17 protein-coding genes and 1 pseudogene are annotated in these 19,156 nt (G+C 57.1%); 9 read left to right on the forward strand and 9 right to left on the reverse strand.

All coding sequences use genetic code 11. The features are described 5' to 3' along the window. Positions 1–24: 24 nt before the first annotated feature. The 3 genes from OZX64_RS03135 to OZX64_RS03145 all read right to left on the reverse strand — a co-directional run bounded on the left by OZX64_RS03135 (position 25) and on the right by OZX64_RS03145 (position 3,632). On the reverse strand, positions 25–1,017 hold the full coding sequence (locus OZX64_RS03135; protein ID WP_277173789.1) for a GNAT family N-acetyltransferase: 993 nt from the start codon (positions 1,015–1,017) through the stop codon (positions 25–27). Between the two features lie 113 nt (positions 1,018–1,130). Continuing rightward, positions 1,131–2,702: a UDP-N-acetylmuramoyl-L-alanyl-D-glutamate--2,6-diaminopimelate ligase gene (locus OZX64_RS03140; protein ID WP_277173791.1), complete on the reverse strand. Its 1,572-nt coding sequence runs from the start codon at positions 2,700–2,702 to the stop codon at positions 1,131–1,133. A gap of 165 nt (positions 2,703–2,867) precedes the next feature. Further along, complete coding sequence (locus OZX64_RS03145; RefSeq protein WP_277173793.1) at positions 2,868–3,632, reverse strand: exonuclease domain-containing protein; 765 nt, start codon at positions 3,630–3,632, stop codon at positions 2,868–2,870. Between the two features lie 314 nt (positions 3,633–3,946). Here OZX64_RS03145 and OZX64_RS03150 point away from each other — a divergent pair, with 314 nt between their 5' ends. Beyond that, the gene (locus tag OZX64_RS03150) at positions 3,947–4,555 is read left to right on the forward strand and encodes a sigma-70 family RNA polymerase sigma factor (RefSeq protein WP_277174956.1); all 609 of its coding nucleotides are present in this window, start codon (positions 3,947–3,949) and stop codon (positions 4,553–4,555) included. A gap of 89 nt (positions 4,556–4,644) precedes the next feature. Then, complete coding sequence (locus OZX64_RS03155) at positions 4,645–4,938, forward strand: hypothetical protein (RefSeq protein ID WP_277173796.1); 294 nt, start codon at positions 4,645–4,647, stop codon at positions 4,936–4,938. An 802-nt stretch (positions 4,939–5,740) separates the two neighbouring features. Here OZX64_RS03155 and OZX64_RS03160 read toward each other — a convergent pair. From OZX64_RS03160 to OZX64_RS03180, 5 genes are all read right to left on the reverse strand, one after another. Then, a complete protein-coding gene (locus tag OZX64_RS03160) occupies positions 5,741–6,691 on the reverse strand; it encodes an aldose 1-epimerase family protein (RefSeq protein ID WP_277173797.1) in 951 nt (316 codons plus the stop codon). A 392-nt stretch (positions 6,692–7,083) separates the two neighbouring features. Further along, a complete protein-coding gene (ybaK, locus tag OZX64_RS03165) occupies positions 7,084–7,593 on the reverse strand; it encodes a Cys-tRNA(Pro) deacylase (RefSeq protein WP_277156110.1) in 510 nt (169 codons plus the stop codon). A gap of 330 nt (positions 7,594–7,923) precedes the next feature. Then, positions 7,924–8,979: a type I glyceraldehyde-3-phosphate dehydrogenase gene (gene gap / locus OZX64_RS03170; RefSeq protein WP_277156109.1), complete on the reverse strand. Its 1,056-nt coding sequence runs from the start codon at positions 8,977–8,979 to the stop codon at positions 7,924–7,926. A gap of 71 nt (positions 8,980–9,050) precedes the next feature. Next, entirely contained in the window at positions 9,051–9,422 is a 372-nt protein-coding gene (locus tag OZX64_RS03175; RefSeq protein WP_348519418.1) for an arsenate reductase family protein, read from the reverse strand. A 365-nt stretch (positions 9,423–9,787) separates the two neighbouring features. Then, a complete protein-coding gene (locus tag OZX64_RS03180) occupies positions 9,788–10,747 on the reverse strand; it encodes a thiamine diphosphokinase (RefSeq protein WP_277173801.1) in 960 nt (319 codons plus the stop codon). Positions 10,748–10,945: 198 nt separating this feature from the next. Here OZX64_RS03180 and OZX64_RS03185 point away from each other — a divergent pair, with 198 nt between their 5' ends. Both OZX64_RS03185 and OZX64_RS03190 read left to right on the forward strand, forming a co-directional pair. After that, positions 10,946–11,314: a VOC family protein gene (locus OZX64_RS03185; RefSeq protein WP_277173803.1), complete on the forward strand. Its 369-nt coding sequence runs from the start codon at positions 10,946–10,948 to the stop codon at positions 11,312–11,314. Positions 11,315–11,414: 100 nt separating this feature from the next. After that, entirely contained in the window at positions 11,415–11,930 is a 516-nt protein-coding gene (locus OZX64_RS03190) for a GNAT family N-acetyltransferase (protein WP_277173804.1), read from the forward strand. A 70-nt stretch (positions 11,931–12,000) separates the two neighbouring features. On the opposite strand, the gene OZX64_RS03195 is transcribed toward OZX64_RS03190, so the two are convergent. After that, positions 12,001–13,065, reverse strand: coding sequence for a 2,3-butanediol dehydrogenase (locus OZX64_RS03195; RefSeq protein WP_277173805.1), 1,065 nt, complete (start codon positions 13,063–13,065; stop codon positions 12,001–12,003). A gap of 330 nt (positions 13,066–13,395) precedes the next feature. Here OZX64_RS03195 and infC point away from each other — a divergent pair. The 5 genes and pseudogenes from infC to OZX64_RS03220 all read left to right on the forward strand — a co-directional run. Further along, positions 13,396–14,058 (forward strand): annotated as a pseudogene (gene infC / locus OZX64_RS03200) (translation initiation factor IF-3); the annotation flags it as partial. A 306-nt stretch (positions 14,059–14,364) separates the two neighbouring features. Beyond that, complete coding sequence (rpmI, locus tag OZX64_RS03205; protein WP_277147283.1) at positions 14,365–14,559, forward strand: 50S ribosomal protein L35; 195 nt, start codon at positions 14,365–14,367, stop codon at positions 14,557–14,559. A 54-nt stretch (positions 14,560–14,613) separates the two neighbouring features. Further along, complete coding sequence (rplT, locus tag OZX64_RS03210; protein ID WP_277173808.1) at positions 14,614–14,997, forward strand: 50S ribosomal protein L20; 384 nt, start codon at positions 14,614–14,616, stop codon at positions 14,995–14,997. Positions 14,998–15,103: 106 nt separating this feature from the next. Continuing rightward, positions 15,104–16,213 (forward strand): class C sortase, encoded by a 1,110-nt coding sequence (locus tag OZX64_RS03215; protein ID WP_277173810.1) that lies wholly within the window; start codon positions 15,104–15,106, stop codon positions 16,211–16,213. Between the two features lie 203 nt (positions 16,214–16,416). Beyond that, positions 16,417–19,053 carry a hypothetical protein gene (locus OZX64_RS03220; protein WP_277173812.1) on the forward strand — a complete coding sequence of 879 codons (2,637 nt, stop codon included), beginning with the start codon at positions 16,417–16,419 and terminating at the stop codon, positions 19,051–19,053. Positions 19,054–19,156: the final 103 nt, after the last annotated feature.

Here is a 19,156-nt window from a genome sequence, read left to right on the forward strand (position 1 = left end):
GTTGGTCCTATGATTCTGCAAGTTCTAAAGTTTGGTCTTCAGTTTTTTCGCGGCCTTCAGCGCCTTGTAGAAGGTCTTTTTGATGGGGATGTCACGCGCGGCGGCCACCGGGGTGATATCTTCGGTGAACTTGCATTTGAACTCGTTCAAGCCCATGAGGCTTGGCGCGAAGTCGCTGCCGATGCCCATCAGGTCGTAGGCGGTGATGCCCTGAGAGCCGAGGATGCAGCATTCGCTGTAAAGCAGTTTGTCGGTGACGTGCAGGCGCATCACGTCGTTGCGCATCGCGGCGTAGTAGCGCACGGCGTGCGTGCCGTTGACGGTGACGATGGACCAGGCCACCACGCGTCCGTCGATGCGTGCGGCGAACACGCGGCAGTGGTCGGCTCCCAGCGCTTCGATCATGTCCGAATAATCGGTGATGGGGGCCGGGGCGAAACCGTCGCGTTTGCCCGTCTCCACCATCACATCGTAATATTCGCGGAAATCGGCGATGGCCTCTTTCGTCTCGTCGGCCACATCGGCCGGGCATTCGCGCAGCGCCTTGCGTACGTCGCGCCGGCCGCGCTTTTTCATGCGGCTGAGGATGGCGTCATCTCCGCCGGTGACGTCGATGATGACGGTCTGGTTATAGGGGATGGTGGAGAGCACCGGCGTCGTGCCGGCGGTGTACCACGTATCGATACGCAGGAACACGATTTTCTTATCGACACGATGAACTTCAAGCGCGATGGCATCGATGGACTCACGTTCCAGCGCCTCGCTCGGTTTGGTAATCCAGACCGGCCCGTGAACGGCACGCAGATAGTGGTAGCCGTGCGTCGCCATGTCGGTGAACCCGATGAATGCCACGGTGTTGCCGTCTTTGAGGATTCGATATGTTCCCCACGGCGTACGCCCGGGGATGTCCGCCTGGAACTTCGCCCAGATGCCGGTCTGCTCGATTGGCAGCGTGACGCCGGCCTCGCTCGCGGCCGCCTCAAGCTGGGGATATTCGGTTTTTTCTAAGCTGATCATGCTTTCCTTTATTGTTTCGCTTCCACCATACTAATGTTCAAGTTTACGTTTACGGATGTCGTCGGATTGGGTATATCGGATTTTCGCGCTTGGTTTTCACGGGTTTCATCGCTTTACGAGAACAGCCTGGTGACGATATGAGTATCGCCTTCGTAGGGGGCGTGCTTGCCGTCCACCTTAAGCCATTGTTCCTCGCCTTTGCCGACGATCAGGATGACGTCGAAGCCGTCGTGTGCCTGCGCCTCGTGGATGGCGGTCTCGACGGCTTTCTGCCGGTCCACGATGATGTCGGCGTCCACGTTGGGGTCGGTGACGGCGGCCTGCATCGTCTCGCAGATATCCTGCGCGCGCTCCTTGTCCGGGTCATCGGTGGTGATGATGATGCGGTCGACGCGGTGTTGCGCAGCCTCGATGATCTCCTGCCTGCGGTCCACGGCCTTGCCGCCTGCGGAGCCGCTGACCAATGTGATACGTGGTTGGTTGGCGCCGTAGCGTTCGATGGCAAAATCAATCAGTGCGGAGACGCTGGCGAAATTGTGGGCGTAATCGACGATGGCGACGTTCGGCCCGCGCGAGTCTTTGAACTGTTCCATTCGCCCTGAAATCCGCACGTTTTCGAGGGCGTGCGAGATTTTGGTGTCATTGAGATCCACGCCGGCGAGCCGTGCGATGGTAAGCGCGGCGGCGGCGTTGGCATAGTTGAAGTCGCCGTCCATGCGCAGCTTGTAGGTGTCGGCCGTGTCTGGCGAATCGGTTGCGCTGGCTTGCGCCATGTCGATATGGAATGCCGTGTGGTCCTTATCCGCGGGCCAGGCAACGGTATCCGCCTTGGTGCCGTGGTCTTGATCCTCACTATGCAGCGCAAACGTGGTGACCGGAACGTCGTCTGCGGCGGCGTCCTCAGCAATCAGGTCGGCGTGGTCGCAGTTCGCTCCCAAAACCAGCGCCTTGCTGTTGGCGGTAATCTGGCGTTTGCAATAGAGATAGTCTTCGAATGTGGGATGCTCGATGGGGCTGATGTGGTCGGGGGAGATGTTCAGGAAGGCTCCGACATCGAAGGTCAGTCCATAGACGCGATTGACTTTGTAGGCCTGCGACGAGACCTCCATGACCAAGTATCGCATCCCGTTGTCGACCGCCTGCCGCATCATCTTGAACGCGTCCATCGATTCCGGGGTCGTCAGCGCGGAAGCCTTATAGGTATGGCCGTCAAGGCAGTTGTCGACCGAGGAAAACAGGGCGGTCTTTCCGTCACTGGCGGCGTTCAAGATCGCCTGAACGAAGTAGGCGGTGGTCGTCTTGCCCTTGGTCCCCGTGATGCCGATGAGTGTCAGTTCGTCCTGCGGCCGTCCATAGAAAGCGGCGGAAAGCAGACTCATCGCCTTGCGGATGTCGCCCACGATGATGCCGACGGCGTTGCATTGCGCGCTGAAATCCGTCTCTGAGACGTAGGCCTTGAGCCCTTGTTCGTCGCAGCCGGAAAGATACTCGGCCTTGAAACGGCCCTTGCAGCATAAGAGCGTCCCGGCCTGTACTTGTCGGGTGTCGTAGGTGATCGAGGTGAAGGCGTCGTCGGTGCCGGCAAACCGGGCAGGGTCGCGCGACCATGTCTTGCCTTGGATGATTTCGCGGAGGAGATGATGCTTGTCGAGCAATTCAACCGCAGTCGCCACACTCAGAGCCATATCAAACCTTTCTTGCCGTCCATAAGGTTAGCGCATCGGGCGCGCGAAAACAGGGGATGCCCGGCACAATCGAATGGAACTTACACATCACGGCTGGTTCGTGGTCGCCGTCTTGTTGTCAGGACCTCCTCGGCGCGGGGCTGCCGAGACCATATGGCAACCGGTTCAGAGCCAGCTGTCGGTGATGGGACGACGACCGCGCGACTCCATCCACAAGTTGAACGAGTCCTTCCACTTCTTGTGGGCCTGCCGTTGCCAGTCCATCAGGTCGCCGAGCCTCAAGTTGCCGACCTGCGGGTAGAGCGTGGACATCGGCCTGATGAGGTCCACGGCTGCGGTGGTGTCGGCGGTCGCGTCGTGGAAATCGCCGTGTGGCTCGACTCCGTAGTATTCGGTGGTGTAGGTCAGCGTACGTTTGCCGTGACGGTGCGAGATCTCCCGGTCGATGACCAACGGGTCGACCACCAAAAGCTCGTCCGGCAACGCTTTGAGGTTCCAGCGTTTGAGGTCTCCGGCCAGCATCCGCACGTCGAAAGGCGCGTTGTAGGCCAGCAGCGGGATGTGCTTGGTCTGGGCGGCGGTGACGATGGAGCCGATGGCGGCGATGGCGTCGGCCGGTTGTGCACCGTTGGCCTCGAGGAATTCGTCGGTGAACCCATTGACCCGGCTGGCACCCGCGCTGATGTGACGATGAGGATTGATGACCCATTCCGCCACGACATCGCCTTCATAGCCCCTTGTCGGGTCGCGTAAAACCAGCGAGGCCGAGACGATCGCATCGGTGGAACCGGTGCCGGTGGTCTCCGTATCGAAACCAAGCAGCCACGCCTCTTTCAATGTCGTGTCATCATCCTGCTCAGGGACCTGTGCTATGGCGTCGAGCATGGTTGCCGCAATGTCCGTGTCGGTATTGTTCTTGATTGGTGTCATATCCATATTGTGCGTTGCGATTCCGACATTGTATTACCTTTATATCGAGGGATGTCGATCCCTGGCCGATGGCTCTTTCTTGTCCGGATCGGCAATATATGCCGGCGTTCGGTATCGGCCTTCGGGTCCCATATTGTCGATAAAACCGTATAGGCATGTTGTCGATGTCATAATAAACAGTGGCAAAGGCGCGTGTCGGCCGCGGCACCGGCGATGCGTAGAATGGTAACGTGACACAAACCGACCAGGCACAGCCCAAGCAGCAGAAGCGCGAGACGACCGCCCAGAAGCGTGCGCGTTTCGAAACGCTGGCGATGCCTGCCGTCAACGTGCTGTATCGTCAGGCGATGAAGCTTACGAACAACACCGAGGATGCTCAGGATTTGGTGCAGGACGCCTACGAGCGTGCGTTCAAGGCGTTCGACAGTTTCCGCCCCGGCAGCAACTTCGAGGCGTGGATGACCACCATCGAGCGCAACGCCTACTTCAACCAGTATGCCAAAGCCAAGCGCCGCCCCCAGCGTGCCAACGATTCAACGGGGGAGTACGACGACTGGGACATCTATTCCGCCTCGGACCATTCTTCGGAAGGGCTGAAATCCGCCGAGCAGGAGTATCTGGACGGTTTCGCGCCCGCTGAAATCATGCAGGCGCTGGATTCGCTTTCGCCCGAACGCCGGCAGGTGTTCATCGACACTGCTATTGACGGCAAATCATACAAGCAGGTCGCCGCCGAACAGGGCATCAAGATAGGAACCGTGATGAGCCGGCTCAATCGCGCACGCTCTCAGCTGAAAAAGGAGCTGACCGACTATGCCCGCCAGCGCGGTTACGGCAAGGATGCGTCGGAAAAATCCGCACAAGAGGCCCAAAAGCAGGTTGCCGCGCAGAATTCGGGGGTGGCACAACAGGCGGAGAAATAGAAGAGAACCGTATCTTCACTATCCGCGAACCCCAAAATAGCCAAAATGAGCAATAATAGTCAATTAGAAGTCACGGAAGGGAAATATCGATGGACGGACGAATCAAGCGCACCAGTCGAGTGGTGGTGAGAAGCCAGCATTCCGACGGTGTCATGCGTACCGACATCGAAGTCTCCCGTTATGATTCTGAGAACCGCCTTCCTGATGACGAATGCTTCAATCCGGAATCCTGTTGCGACGCGCGAGAGAAAGTCCTGATCGCCGAATTGCGTGAGCTTTTGCGACCGGCTGTTGCTCCGGAATGTCTGTTTGCCAAGCTCCAGGCGACACTTGATCGTTGCTGCCTCGAGGAGTCCTGCGGCAATGACGTCGCTTCCGAATAGATTAATTGGTGTAAACGATTTGAATGGTTTTCGCGTGCACGTTGTAGTGTATGGTTTTTCGTCGGCGGCGATGCAACGGTTCTGATTCGTTTATAGCTCATTCATCTATTGTCGATTGTAGGGTCATCAACCAGAATATGGTGTTGAAAACCGGGGTCCGGCCTTGCGGGAACTTTTATTTTGGCGAGGGAGAATCGTCTGAGAGCTGTTCTCAATGAGTTCAGTGAGGGGATTGGGCAGGACGCCGAGCGAGATTTGCCGTATACCTGTGAATCTCTTTGCTGAGGATGGTGCCGATCAGATTTATGAGTGGCAACTGCTCGACAATGAGCATGGTACAATCCTAAACACTGCGAAATGGCCGATAGGTTCTGTTTGTGGTTTGTTCGTTTTGGCGCATGCGTTTTCATGGCCGATATATGGGAAACGCCCCGCAATTGCTGCGGAGCGTTTAGTGAATTCACGTATTGTACACGACTCAGGCATTTGGCCTTTTGCCGTGGTTGGCCGCCTTCTTGCGGCGATCCTTACGCTTACGTCCGCGCATTCCCATGATGGACTCCTTTACGTTCAATGAATAAGCCTTAGGTATTATCGCACGTTGTTGCGACTTCATACAATGTCACTTGGTTTCGGTCGATTTATCCGGATTCGTCCTCTCATCGGCCTTTTCATGTAACAAAGTGGTCAATACTATCTTTAAGTGGTCATTTTCATCGTAGGAAGTGACCACTTAAGAGGAGTATTGACCACTTTATCGCAGTATGAGATGGTCTTTCGAAAGCATCAGACTGGCTTGTTCTCAGTGCATTTCGGCCATGAAATAGAGGTTGGTCGTGCTGGTCTCGCCCGGAGCCACGATGATCAGGTCCTTGCCGCTGTTGAACGCGTTGGCATACGCGGTCTGCGGTTCGATGGCGACGCCGGCCGGGTGGCTATCCGGCGCGAAGCCGGTGCCGGTGCACATCTGGAAGGAGGTGATGGTCTTGTCGCCACCGACGTGCACGCTCAGTCCGTCCGGGCGTGTCAGTGTGGCGAAGACGTTGCCGTCGGCGTCGCGCTCCACATCGGTCCACGCGTCGTCGAAGGGCTGTTCGGTCAGGGCAGTGGGCTTGCGCAGGTCGTACTTGCCGCGCACGGGCTCGGTGCCGGTTGGCAGCAGACGTTCATTGACGGTGACATGCGTGCGAGCCGGAATGGTGACTTTACACTGGGCGTTCTGGCCGTCGATCTCGTCGCCGTAGCCATTGAAGCCGTTGGCGATCCACGGATGGATGGCCAAGGCCCATGGCGCGTTGACGTTGTCGTTGTTAGTGGCGGAGAGGGTGAGGGTAAGTCCGTCATCGCTCAAGCTGAAGACGGCGCGAACCAGAAGGTCGAAAGGATAGCCCTTCATGTTGCCGGTGCGCCAGGTCAGCGCCACGCGGTCCTCTTTCAGGCTCTCCAGATTCCAGAAGACGCGGTAGCCGTAGCCGTGGATGGCGTTGTGCTTTTCGTGTTCGTCGATCGGCAGTTCGTAGGTCCTGCCTTCAAAGGTGTACACGCCGTCCTCGATGCGGTTGGGGAAGGGGACGAGCAGTTGCCCGTTGGAGCATGGCACCGTCTTATCCGGGTCCCACGAGGCGATCATATCCTTGCCGCGGTAGGTGAGCTTGCGCAGCGTCGCACCGAGTTCGGTGACTACGGCCGTGTAGTCTCCGTGCGAAATGGTGAATTGTTGGCCCGAGCGGAGGGGCAGTGTCGTTGAAGTCATATCAACTCCTGTTATAGAAACGTAATTGTTACCGTTCACTATTCTAATATGACACTCTGTCTGATTCTGCGGCGCTGCAGACCAAACGAACATGTCGTTATCCAGATTTTGCCTTTTTTAGAGCTCTTGGTGCACCAAGAAGGCCAAAAAACGAAGAATGAGCCTCAATTCCGGGTAAAAACGGCTTCTTGGTGCACCAAGAGGGCCAAAATATGAAGAATGAGCCTCGATTTCGAATAAAAACGGCCTCTTGGTGCACCAAGAAGGCCGAAAAACGAAGATTGCCTGCCCAAAGTGGCTAATACGGGCTTCTTGGTGCACCAAGATGGCTATTTTTACGACATTGAGAATCAGAAGGTTCTTTTTGAGTCCCTGGATTTGGCGAGCCTACTTTACCAAGTACCGATTGCAGCGACGGAGGCGCCGAGCACTTTCACCAGATCGTTCGGGTTAAGGCCGACGCTGAAGCCGCGTTTGCCGCCGGAAATGATGATCTCATCGAATTGCATGGCGCTTTTGTCCAGAACCGTCTTGTGTTTGGTGCGTTGCCCCAACGGCGAGATGCCGCCGACCACATAGCCGCTTTCGCGTTGTGCCACTTTAGGGTCGGCCATGGCTGCCTTTTTGGCTCCGACCGCGGCCGCAAGGTATTTCATATCCAGATGCCCGCTCACGGGTACCACGCCGATGACGCGTTCGGAACCGGTATCGGCCATCAGCGTCTTGAACGAACGATGCGGATCGATGCCGAGTTTTTCAGCGCCTTCAAGCCCGTAGCCTTCGTCCATATGGTCGGAGGAATGCTCATACTCATAGATTTTGAAGGGGATGCCCGCCTCACTCAGTTCCCGTGTCGCCGGGGTGGAGGCCGTTCCTGCCGCTTTCTTATGTTTCTTGCTCATGTTTTCAGTTGTACCATCCCTAGGTCGAAGTGTGCAGGCATTGGCGGGTGCTGGAGTGGCAATGCCTGCATCAGGCGAAGTGTGTGTGTTCTTATCGGTGTGAAAGATTGCGCCATATTCAAGCCGCTGAGTCATCGTCAACGGTCTAAATGTGGCGGAAACTGACGATTGCGCCACAAATGGACCATTGATGATTGCTCGACAGCTTAAATATGGCAGAAATCTGTACGATCGGGCTGCAATATGATGATGGCCTCCATCCCGATAAAGGGAAGGAGGCCATCATCGATATGCTATCTAGCTGATAGGCTGCTGCCTACCGCGATGTGCTCACTTGCTGATCTCAGCGAAGTAGAGCAGGGTGCGGATCATGTTGCAGGTGAAGCCGTACTCGTTGTCGTAGAAGGCGACAGTGCGGGCCAGCGTGGTGCCGTCGATGGTGTTGACATCGGTCTGGGTGGGATCGAAGACGCCGCCGTGGGTGTCGTCGATGATGTCGGAGGTGACGATGTTGTCAGCGTTGTAGCCGAAGGTCTCGTTGTCCTCGAAGGCCTTCTTGGCAGCGGCGTTGATCTCGTCGGCGGAGACTTCCTTGTTGAGCACGGTGAAGAGCTCGGTGAAGGAGCCGTCAGGGATCTGCACGCGCTGAGCGTGGCCCTGCAGCTTGCCGTTGACCGAAGGAACGACCTTGCCGATCGCCTTGGCGGCGCCGGTGGAGTGCTCGATGGTGTTGACGGCGGCGGCGCGGTTGTTGCGCGGCTTGGAGCCACGAGGGCCGTCAAGCAGCATCTGGCTGCCGGTGTAGGCGTGCACGGTGGTCATGAAGCCGACCTTGATGCCGAAGTTGTCGTCAAGGAGCTTGACGAGCGCCGCGAAGGAGTTCGTGGTGCAGGAGCCGGCGGAAACGATGTTGTCGCTGGGCTTGAGGATCTCCTGGTTGACACCGAAGACGACGGTCGGGGTGGTGTCATCCTTGGCCGGAGCGGAGATGAGGACCTTCTTGGCGCCGGCGTCCAGGTGAGCCTGGCTCTTGGCGGCGGAGGTGTAGAAGCCGGTGCACTCGAGCACGAACTCGACGCCGTCGTTCTTCACCCACGGAATGTTGCGGGCGTCCTTCTCGGCATAGACCTTGTATTCCTTGCCGTCGACCACGATCGCGTCATCGGTGGACTCGACCTTGACCGGGGTGCCGTCATCGTGACGGAACGTGCCGTGAACGCTGTCGTACTTGAGCAGGTAAGCGAGCATCGCCGGAGTCGTCAGATCATTGATTGCTGCGACCTCGATGTCACTGGCCTCGCCGCCGCGGGCCTGAAGTTCGAAAATGCGACGGAACGCAAGACGTCCGATACGGCCAAAACCGTTAATACCAATCTTTACTGTCATGTAATTCTCCCTAACGGAAACAACTTGGGAACGCGGGCTCGCGCCCTAAGCTGTATATTTACCAACAGTTGTTATTTTAACGTGTCTCCTCTACCAGAAAAGGTGTTTTCCCATGTTTCCGGGTCAAAACCCACCAAAATTTTGTTAGCGTTCACAACAATCGGACGCTTGACCAACATGCCATTGGTTGCAAGGAGTTTCAGCTGCTCATCCTCGCTCATTTCGGGTAGTTTGGTCTTGAGTTTCATTTCGCGGTAGGGCATGCCTGAAGTATTGAAGAAACGCTTCAGCGGCAGACCGCTCGCCTTCCACCATCGCTTGAGTTCGGCGGCGGTGGGGTTGTCGCCTTTGATGTCGCGTTCGGTGAAGTCGATGTTGTTTTCGCCCAGCCATCGGCGCGCTTTGGCACAGGTGGTGCAGTGGTTGTAGCACACGAAGAGCACCTTGCCGTCCTGCTGGGCAGGGTCAGGTGTCGGGGCAGTTGTTTTGGCGTCGGTCATCATGGGTCCTTTCGAAGCGATGGGGTTGATGCTGATTCGATTCTATGGCCGTGGGTTCGTTTTGCCAATGCCTGTCAGTGCCTACTGGAGGTTTTGCGACGCTAAGAGCGGCGTTTGCGTCGTGGAAGTGCCATTTTGTCTCGATGTTGGAGGTTTTGCGACGTTGTCTGCGGCGTTTGCGTCGTGGAAGCTCCGTTATCGCCGAGTGCTGGAGGTTTCACGACGCTGATAGTCGTGTTTGCGTCGCAAAACCTCCAGTCCGATTGAATGATGCGATCAGAGTTGCGTGTTGTGGACGCTTGTCGTGGTCAATCCCATTTGTCGGCGGATCTTGCCAGAAGCTTCGAGGGCTGGTCTGCCAGAGGGCCAAGATCTTCGACCGGTGTGACGGTAGTGGTGAGTACGTCGATTGTCGTACCGATGGGGAAAGTGATGATCAGTGTGCCGTCGGCCACGCTGATTGAGGCTGGATGCCCGTCGAGCAGTTCGTTGCTCACCCCGATCACGGTGTCGCTGCGCATCGTGCCGTTTTCCAGTTCGTACTTGAGTCCCGTTTCGGTGACCCCTCGCGAGATATCGGCGTGGGAGAAAACCGAAACCATGCGGTTGGTGGGATCGGTATCGGCGCCATCGCCGGGGTTGCCGCACGTTTCGCTGTCGATCTTGGCCATGGTTTCCGAGACGGTTCGAGTATCGGGATAAGATCTGGGACTCGATGGGTTCTTGCATGTCTCGCTGCCGGTTTTGGCTTCGTAGCCCGGGACGTTTCGTATATCGCGATGGGTTTGCCCCATTGCGTCGGCAGCGTTGCTGTCAAGACTCAAGGCGTCGGCGGAAAAGTGAATCGATCCGTTGCAAATGGCCGTGACCACGCTGTGCTCGCCGTAGAGTAGTCCGATACCGCCGTTGTGGGCCAGCAAGGCAAGCATCTGGATGTTGGCGACGCTATGATCGATCCTTCCGCCCAGTCCGCCGTAAATGCGGAAGTCCCTGTATCCGCGCGACCACCCGGCTTTCAGCGCTGAAAGCATGTCCGGATCGTCATGTTCCGGCGGCAGCGCGATGGTTTCGACACCTTGCGGGATTCCTGCTTTTGCCGAATCGAAATCGCCGATGGCCAGATCGGGTCTGATGCCCGAAGCGATGGCGTGGTCAAGTCCGCCGTCGGCGGTGATGACAAAAGCATTCGTCGGCATTTTCTCGGCCGTCGGCTCGTTGCCGTAGTAGGTTCCGGCGGCGAAAACGAAACATGGATGAGAAAGGGTCATAAATAAAATTTTACATGCGTCGGCGGCTCGCATTTTTAGGGCGTTTGGAAAAATGCGAGCAAAATAAACGTTGACGATTTTGGAAATGTCTCAAAATCGTTGCAATGATGCTATTATGCTGTGAACAATGTTTGTTTTCGGCTCGCATTTTTGCAGACCTTAAAAAATGCGAGCCGTCCCGAGCTGAAGGGAATGATTATGATCAACCATATCGGTGTGTACACACTCAATTTTGATACCGAAAAGGCTTTTTATCAGGCGGTGTTGGCGCCTCTCGGCTATGTTCAAGGTGCCGAATTCCCCGGAGCCGTGATGTTCTCGGACGGTAAGGATGGCGACAGCGTCTGGATCGAAGCCGCGAAGGAAGGCACGACCCCGTCGCCGATTCATCTCGCGTTCGCGGCGCAGGATGAGGAAGCGGTGAAGGCGTTTTACGAAGCCGGTCTCAAGGCCGGTGGCAGCGACAACGGCGCGCCCGGCCCGCGTCCGAATTATGGCCCGAACTATTACGCGGCCTTCGTTCACGATCCCGACGGCAACAATATCGAAGCCGTGATCAACAAGTAGGTCCGAGGCCCGTTTCGCAAATTGTGTGGGGCGGGCATATTCGTTCCGTCGTTGCGATGCGTCGATTGACGGGGCGTGGTTTCCAAGGAAGGAAACGATTATGCCGACTACAAGTGAGCTTTCCATCGTCGTGCGCCATATCACGCCGGCCGATTTCGAGGCCAAGGCCCGAGTGCACTCGCAGACCTGGCACGAGACCTATCAGGGCAAATTGCCGCAATGGCTGGTCGACAAGATCACGCCGGAGTTTGCCTTTGAAGTCACCAAGCGCCATGACCCGGCGAGCGTGTTCGTAGCGCTGGTGGACGATGAGGTGGTCGGTTACGCCGAATTCGCTAATCCTGCCCGCGAACCCAGCGACTATCCCAATTGCGCGGAATTGGGCGCAATATATGTCCTTAACCGTTGCCAGGGCCTCGGAATCGGGCGCAAGCTGGCACAGGCTGTTTTCGACGCGTTGCCCACCAAACGTGTGGTGCTCTGGGTGCTGGAATTCAACGATAAGGCGCAGGGCTTTTACCGTCACATTGGTTTCCACCCCACCGGCCAAGTGCAGACGGAAGACGGCGGTGCGTCGAAAGAGCTGGAATACGCCAATTTTGATGTCTCTGAGTAAAGCAATGAAAAGTGACGGGCAGCTTCGACTCGGTTGCCCGTCACTTTTCATTTCAATGGCCTATCGGCAATCACATTTGGACGATGATTTTGACGTGGTGTTCGGCGTCGTTGCGCAGCGCCTTGAATCCCTTCTCCACGATATCGTCGACCTTGATCCGGTCGGTGATGAATTGCGAGAGGTCGATGTGCTTGTCGTGGACCAGCTTGATGACCTCTTCATGGTCATGGGCATAACCGATGGAAGCACCGACGAGCTTTTCGGGCAAGATGAGCTCGGACAGGACGTCAAGTGTGACAGGCTTGGCGTGCAATGCCACGATTTCCAGCCTTCCCTCCGGATGGAGCGCGGAAAGGAGCTGATGGACGACGATTTCGGATCCGGCCGCGTCGAACGCGATATCCGCTCCGTCGCCATTGGTCTCTTTGTATGCTCGTTTTCCGAGGTCCTCTTTGCTTGGATCGACGACGATGTCCGCCGCTCCGGAGCTCAGCGCCTTTTCCTTGCGGACGTTGGAAAGCTCGGACATGATGACCCGGACTCCCTTGGCCTTGAGCACGGTGCCGATCAGCAGGCCGATAGGACCGGCGCCGCCGACCACGGCCGTCTGGCCTGGCTGGGGATCGGTGCGACGGACCGCATGATAGGCCACCGACATGGGTTCGATGAGCGCCGCCTGGTCAAGGGGCAGATCGCCGATGGCATGTACCCAGCGGGATTCGACCACGATGTGTTCGCTCAGACCGCCGCCCTTGCCATTGATGCCGATGAAGCCCATCTTCTCGCATGCGTTGTAGTTGCCGGACTTGCAGGCACTGCATTCGCCGCACACCATAAGCGGCTCGACCACGACGGGGTCGCCGACTTTGACAGGTGTGTCGACATCATCCGCGATTTCCTCTACGACACCAGAGAACTCATGGCCGAAACCCATGGGAAGCTTCTCGCCCGAGAGGGGATGCGCGACGTCGGGGTTGATGCCGCCGCTTTCAGGACCGTCGAAGTAAAGGTGCAGGTCGGATCCGCAGATGCCGGTGTAGGCGGGTTTGATCTTGATTGTTCCCGGTTTCAGGTCCGGTTCAGGAATGTCGTCAAGCTGGATATGTTCTTTACCGTAATAGCGAACTGCTCGCATATCTTCTCCTTGTAATATGTGATGGACATCACATTTATGATAGACGTGGCCTGTACATTTCTGTGAAGTGTTTCGATTGTCCGCAGATGGGGTATACTTAATACTCGGCTTGAGAAATCAAGAAAGTGGGTGCGCCCCACCTGGAAGCTTTTCGTAGCTTCGGGTTCAAGGCATTCCTTGCTTTGGCAGGGAATCGAAAGTGCGGTATTTGCCGTGGCTTTCTACGGTATTGATTGAGTTTGATGCTTGTGTTTTGAATCTTTGTTGCGATTATTGCCGAGTTGATTCGGTATTTGTTTTCGACGGCGGTGCATTCAGCAGTAGCAAGGATTGGAGTTCATCATCAGCGCAGAACCACGCATTAACGACGAGATACGCGTTTCCAAGGTACGCCTGATCGGCCCGAACAGCGAGCAGGTCGGTGTCATCGCGACCTCAGTCGCATTGAATCTGGCCAAGGAAGCCAATCTCGATTTGGTTGAAGTGGCGCCGAACGCAGATCCTCCGGTGGCCAAGCTCATCGACTATGGCAAGTACAAGTACAACGAGAAGATCAAGCAGCGTGAGGCACGTCGTAATCAGAGTGCGGCCGAGATCAAGGAAATTCGTTTCCGCTTGAAGATAGACGAACATGATTTTGAGACCAAGAAGGGCCATGTCATCCGCTTCCTTTCTGGCGGCGACAAGGTCAAGGTCACCATCATGCTGCGCGGTCGCGAGCAGTCCCGTCCGATTGGCGGGGTGGAGCTTTTGCAGCGTCTGGCCGATGAGGTCTCCGAATACGGCACCATCGAGTTCTACCCGAAGCACGAAGGGCGCAACATCTTCATGACGTTGGCTCCCAAGGGCAAGAAAGTGCACGCCCAGTCCGAGCAGCGTCGTCGTGGCGCCGATACCCGTGCCGATCGCCAGGCCCGCCAGAAAGCTCGTCTTGCCGCCAAAGAGAAGGAAAAGGCGCAGGAGGCCGGTAAGGCGAAGGCTGCGGTCAACGAGATCAAAGGGGCGCAGACGGATGCTGGAGAAAAGCCCGCCAAAGCTTCTGCTGCAAAGCCGACAGTCAAGGCCGGCAAGAGCGAAATGCCTGCTAAATCGACTGCGTCTGCGAAAGCCGTCAAATCGGTTGCGCCGAAAAGCGGCAAGGCAAAGTCCGCAACTTCAGCCAAGCCCGCAAAACCGGCCAAGCCGATGCCCAGGGCAAAAAAGTAACAACAAGATTTTTGTGTCTGTCGATTCACACGTCAGCAGGCACAGGACATCGAAGAATGAATTCGATTTCCGAAGGAAAATAGGAGGGCAGCAATGCCGAAGATGAAAACCAATTCCGCCGCGAAAAAGCGCGTCCGCGTCACCGGTACGGGCAAGCTCATGCAGGCTGGCACCTCGATGCGCCACAACCTTGAGCACAAGTCCGCGCGCAAGCGCCGCAACCTCTCCCGCGACCAGGTGCTGGCCACGGCTCAGAGCAAGAACATGCGAAAGCTGCTCGGTCGCTGAATCGGCTCGGTTTATAGGGTATACAAGGTTTAATAGAAAGCTAGAGGAAACAATATGGCACGTGTCAAGCGCGCAGTGAACGCTCATAAGAAGCGTCGCGTCGTCTTAAAGAGGGCTTCGGGCTATCGTGGTCAGCGCTCCCGTTCGTATCGTCGCGCGAAAGAGCAGCTGCTCCATTCATTTAACTACAACTTCCGCGACCGCAAGGCGCGTAAGGGTGATTTCCGCAAGCTGTGGATCCAGCGTATCAACGCTGCCGTCCGCGCCCAGGGCATCACCTACAACCGCTTCATGCAGGGTCTGAAGCTCGCGGGCATCGAACTTGACCGTCGCGCTCTGGCCGAGCTGGCCGTTTCCGATCCGGACACGTTCAAGACCATCGTCGACCAGGCCAAGGGTGCACTGCCCAAGGACGTTAACGCTCCTGTGAACGCCTGAGCATCTGCGTTCGAAACTGTCAAGCCTCCGCTTTTGCGGGGGCTTTTCGCGTATGTAAAGCGGTGTGGGTCGACGCGGTGTCTCTGAAACGTGTAGCGTAAGAGATATGGATACTGACGAAGCGCACGGAAGCGGACAAGGTCACCGACCCATTGCACGGGCGCAACGCTCTCATGGCCACTATGGCGTCACGGAGTCTGTTTCATCTCCTTCCGGCAGTGAACCGCATGGTAATGGCGGATATGTCGGAAAGACTCCTCGGCCGTTCCTCGAAATCGTTCATGAAGGATTGGACCATGCTGCCTTCATCCGTCGAAAGCGCATGATCATCAACGCCATGAAGGCTTTGGCGGCTTTTTTCGTGGTGGCCGCCGTTGCTCTTGCGCTTTGGCTGCCGGCCAATCAATACGTCAATGCGCGCCGGCAGGAGGCCGCGGCCGTCGCCGCCATGAATCGTGTCCGCAAGTGGCCGCAGGGCAAAGTCGTGGAGGAATACCATGCAGCGCAACGATACAACGCATCCATAGCGTCATCCGGGCAGCATTCGCTGGGAGAATACAGCGATCCGTTCGCGCAATCCACCAAGAACTCCGCAGGCGGCAAGAAAGTCTTGACGAGCTCGCAAAAAGACACGACCTATCAGATGTTGCTGAACTCCGGTGGCGGGGTGATGGCGGTCATCCATATTCCGAAGATCTCCTTGAAACTGCCGATTTACCATGGCACCTCCGACGAGGTGCTTGACAAAGGTGTGGGCCATCTTTACGGGACGAGTCTGCCGGTGGGCGGCAAATCGACCAATGCCGTATTGACCGGGCATCGCGGCAGGCCCTATGAAACGTTGTTCACCAGGCTGGATCAGCTCAGAAAAGGCGATGTCATCTATATCGATTCCTTGGGACGTACCATCGGCTATCGGGTCACGGCCATTCACGTGGTGGATCCCGATGATGTCCATCTCTACAAGGTGCGTCAAGGCAAGGATCTGGTGACGTTGATGACCTGTACGCCGTATGGGGTCAACACGCAGAGGCTGGTGTTGACGGCCGAGCGTCGGGCAATTCCCAAAGACATTCCCTATCCGGAGGATTCCGTGGGTGACGGTTTGCTGTGGGGAACGATTACGGCATTGACGATTATCGCTGTTGGGATAATTTTAATGCTCATCCGCCATCGCCGGCATTGGCCGATTCGTCATGCAAGTGGGCGGATATAGAATCGCTGAACCCAAGGGGGAGTAGCCCGACAGGCTTGATTTCCTTGTTGGTACACCGGTTTCCATATGGCGAAAATAACTGTTCGTTTTGCGCTCATAGGCAATTCGGATTGGACTATTGATGTATTACTGCACTAATATGAAAATGTAATTCAAATATGCGCGATGGTTGCGCATGGACATTTCGATTTCAAGGTGGATGCATGGTACAAGGCAGGATACGAAGAACATGGTGGGGTTCGGCATTGTGTGCCTTGGCCGCCATCTGCTTCGCTCTTGTCAGCTTGGTCATCGTGCCGCCCGCGTCATCTGATTCATCCGTTTCGCAGCTCAATGCCGTCGCCAACGCTGGCGAAGTGTCCGCGCAGGCGGGGGAGTCCGTCGACTACACGCCGAAGCTTTTCCAGATGCTGGCCAACAACAACCGCATCGACACCTACGGCGACGAGCTGCGCATGGACTTCGTGCTGCGCGTGGCGCATAACCAGGTCGATCCGGCCAACCCCCAGCAGTGCGCGACGGCGGTGAGCAGCGCAGAGGCCAAGAACCGTAGCTGCGGGTTGCGCCTGTATTTCGATTTCGGGGCGGATGCCACCGGCGGCACCACCCCCATTAACTACATCGACACCCTGAGCCCAGGCAAGGCCGGTATGTTCGGCGCCATCCTGTGGGCCTACAACAACGCCCAGGTCTATACCATCCATTCCATCATCACCTCGGGCGTCTATGACTTTCTGAACATCTCCGTGGAATGTGACATCAACTATCCCAACGATGTGGACCCGAAGGTTCTCGGCGGTGTCAAGATGGACCAATACGTGTACGCCGTGGTCCAGAAGCACAACACCGGCAACGGCAAGTGGGAGTGGCCGGGCACTCCGAACAACGCGGCCAGCCGACAGGAAAGCGATTTCCTGACCAACGTGGCAAAGAATAACCCCGCCTACGTCTACAAGGGCAGCTGCTCGGGCAATGACCCGTCGCAATGCAATGGCCCCATCTCGTTTATCGGCTGGGACGGCAGCCCGGCGTTGTGGAGCGGCAATCAGGCCAACTGGGGACTGGTCACCGACTATGGCCTGAACCTTACTGGTTTGTCCGTGCCGTTATGGCGCGAGGGGCTTGCGCCGCCTAACTCGTTCTTCGTGTTCTGGGCCAATCCTGCGGATAACAACAATCCCTGCTCCCTGAACACTTCGTTCTACTTCCAGTGGCTGGCGCTCAAGGGTGGCAAGGACTGGGTACCGGTCGATGACCTGACGCCCCAGGCTCAACTGGTCACCGGTCAGCAGCAGCAGCGTTCCGGTGCCTCGAGTGCCAACGGGCAGGCCACTGCGAAGGCCGCGGTGAATCTGCCGAAGACGCTGCTGCGTTCCAACCCGGAGCTGATGGGCAAGCAGGGGCCAGGAGGTTCCTTGAGTCCGGCTCAAGAGGCAACAGGTGCCATCGACTTTGCCAAGGCCAAGGACGACCAGGGGCTTGATGGGTATTTCAAGCTGGTAACCTGGCCGGTCACCACCGACAAAGACGGTAACGACGCCCAGTGCGTGGCCCCCGGTGCCATGCGCGACACCTATAACCCGCTGTCCGGTGGCAACGAGGCCGGCGTGACCAAGACCATGTCGCAGGATCAGATCAACGCTTTGGTTGACAAGGGCTGGACCATCGACACCGCCTATTACAAGTACTCGCTACCCAAGCCCGTGGCCCCCGTTATCGATACCCCTGCCGAGAACGCCATCGTCGTCAAGCACCCCACCATCACCGGCACCGGTACGCCGGGCCACAAGGTCTCGTTGTATGCCGAAGACACTCAGAAGCCGATTGATGCGAACGATGTCGACAACGCGGATACCAGAGGGCGACTGGTGGGTACCGCCATCGTCGGTGAGGACGGCACTTGGTCAGTCGTCGACAACGACAACACCATTGTTGAAGGCAGCCAGCGCTATCACGCCTGGCAGACCGAACTCGCTTCCGGCTACGAGCTGACCTCTCCCTTCTCCAACATTCGCACATTGAAATTTGCGCCGTCGACCATCGATTCGGCTGCGATTACGGTGCCGCACACCAAGCGCACCAGCAACGGCGAACTGCCGACAGGCAGCAAGGTGCATATATCCGGCACGGCGGCGCCTGCCACAGCCGGGCAGAATCTGACCCTGTACGCGACACACACCGTTTCAGCGGGCGGGGCGACGACAGGTGTCGAGAAGCCCGTCACTGGTTGCTCGATGACCTTGGCCTCTGCTGGCGAGCAGAACTGGAGCTGCGAGATCGATCCTTCGTTCTTCCTTGACGAGGTCGCTCAGGGCGACACCTATATATTCACCGCGCAGGTCACCAATCCCGAAGACAATTCGAAGGTCAGATCGGCCGGTGTCTATGCCACGCTCGACATGACCTCGACCCAGTTGGCCGTCGATTCCAAACCGGCCAAGGGCACGGTCAGTGGTACGGCCCGTCACTTGAAGACCGGGCTCACGGCCGATACGGGAGCAAAGGTCACCGTCACTTGGCCCAGCAATGCCACGGAAAGCGTGACGGTTGGCGCCGATGGACGATGGTCGTTCAATATTCCCGAAGGTTTGACGCAAGGCGAAGCCAGGATCACCGCCGACGATCATCCAAGTGAGCTGAATGATAACAACGAGGCGGGATGGGTCACTTACAGCCTAGCGGTCTCTCAGCCCGTGCCGGTGTTACCGATGACCGGTGACCGTTCCCATCTGATCGGTCTGATCTTCGCCGTGGTCGGCGCGCTTCTGACGATTGGAATCGGAATGTTTGTCTCGATCGAATGCTTCATACGACGGGGAAAGGCGGTGGACGATTCATAAAGCAACCGGATATCGGCGGCGTATGGGATATCGCCGTAAGCCGCCGGGTGGTTGGACGAATGGTGATGCGTCGTCCGATGACTATTAACGATCCACCAAACCC

Source organism: Bifidobacterium sp. ESL0704, assembly GCF_029392075.1.
GTDB lineage: Bacteria > Actinomycetota > Actinomycetes > Actinomycetales > Bifidobacteriaceae > Bifidobacterium.

Coding starts and splice junctions, on each gene's coding strand:
- OZX64_RS03135 (WP_277173789.1), bottom strand. CDS start 1,017: ATGATCAGCTTAGAAAAAACCGAATATCCCCAGCTTGAGGCGGCCGCG.
- OZX64_RS03140 (WP_277173791.1), bottom strand. CDS start 2,702: ATGGCTCTGAGTGTGGCGACTGCGGTTGAATTGCTCGACAAGCATCAT.
- OZX64_RS03145 (WP_277173793.1), bottom strand. CDS start 3,632: ATGACACCAATCAAGAACAATACCGACACGGACATTGCGGCAACCATG.
- OZX64_RS03150 (WP_277174956.1), top strand. CDS start 3,947: ATGCCTGCCGTCAACGTGCTGTATCGTCAGGCGATGAAGCTTACGAAC.
- OZX64_RS03155 (WP_277173796.1), top strand. CDS start 4,645: ATGGACGGACGAATCAAGCGCACCAGTCGAGTGGTGGTGAGAAGCCAG.
- OZX64_RS03160 (WP_277173797.1), bottom strand. CDS start 6,691: ATGACTTCAACGACACTGCCCCTCCGCTCGGGCCAACAATTCACCATT.
- ybaK (WP_277156110.1), bottom strand. CDS start 7,593: ATGAGCAAGAAACATAAGAAAGCGGCAGGAACGGCCTCCACCCCGGCG.
- gap (WP_277156109.1), bottom strand. CDS start 8,979: ATGACAGTAAAGATTGGTATTAACGGTTTTGGCCGTATCGGACGTCTT.
- OZX64_RS03180 (WP_277173801.1), bottom strand. CDS start 10,747: ATGACCCTTTCTCATCCATGTTTCGTTTTCGCCGCCGGAACCTACTAC.
- OZX64_RS03185 (WP_277173803.1), top strand. CDS start 10,946: ATGATCAACCATATCGGTGTGTACACACTCAATTTTGATACCGAAAAG.
- OZX64_RS03190 (WP_277173804.1), top strand. CDS start 11,415: ATGCCGACTACAAGTGAGCTTTCCATCGTCGTGCGCCATATCACGCCG.
- OZX64_RS03195 (WP_277173805.1), bottom strand. CDS start 13,065: ATGCGAGCAGTTCGCTATTACGGTAAAGAACATATCCAGCTTGACGAC.
- rpmI (WP_277147283.1), top strand. CDS start 14,365: ATGCCGAAGATGAAAACCAATTCCGCCGCGAAAAAGCGCGTCCGCGTC.
- rplT (WP_277173808.1), top strand. CDS start 14,614: ATGGCACGTGTCAAGCGCGCAGTGAACGCTCATAAGAAGCGTCGCGTC.
- OZX64_RS03215 (WP_277173810.1), top strand. CDS start 15,104: ATGGATACTGACGAAGCGCACGGAAGCGGACAAGGTCACCGACCCATT.
- OZX64_RS03220 (WP_277173812.1), top strand. CDS start 16,417: ATGGTACAAGGCAGGATACGAAGAACATGGTGGGGTTCGGCATTGTGT.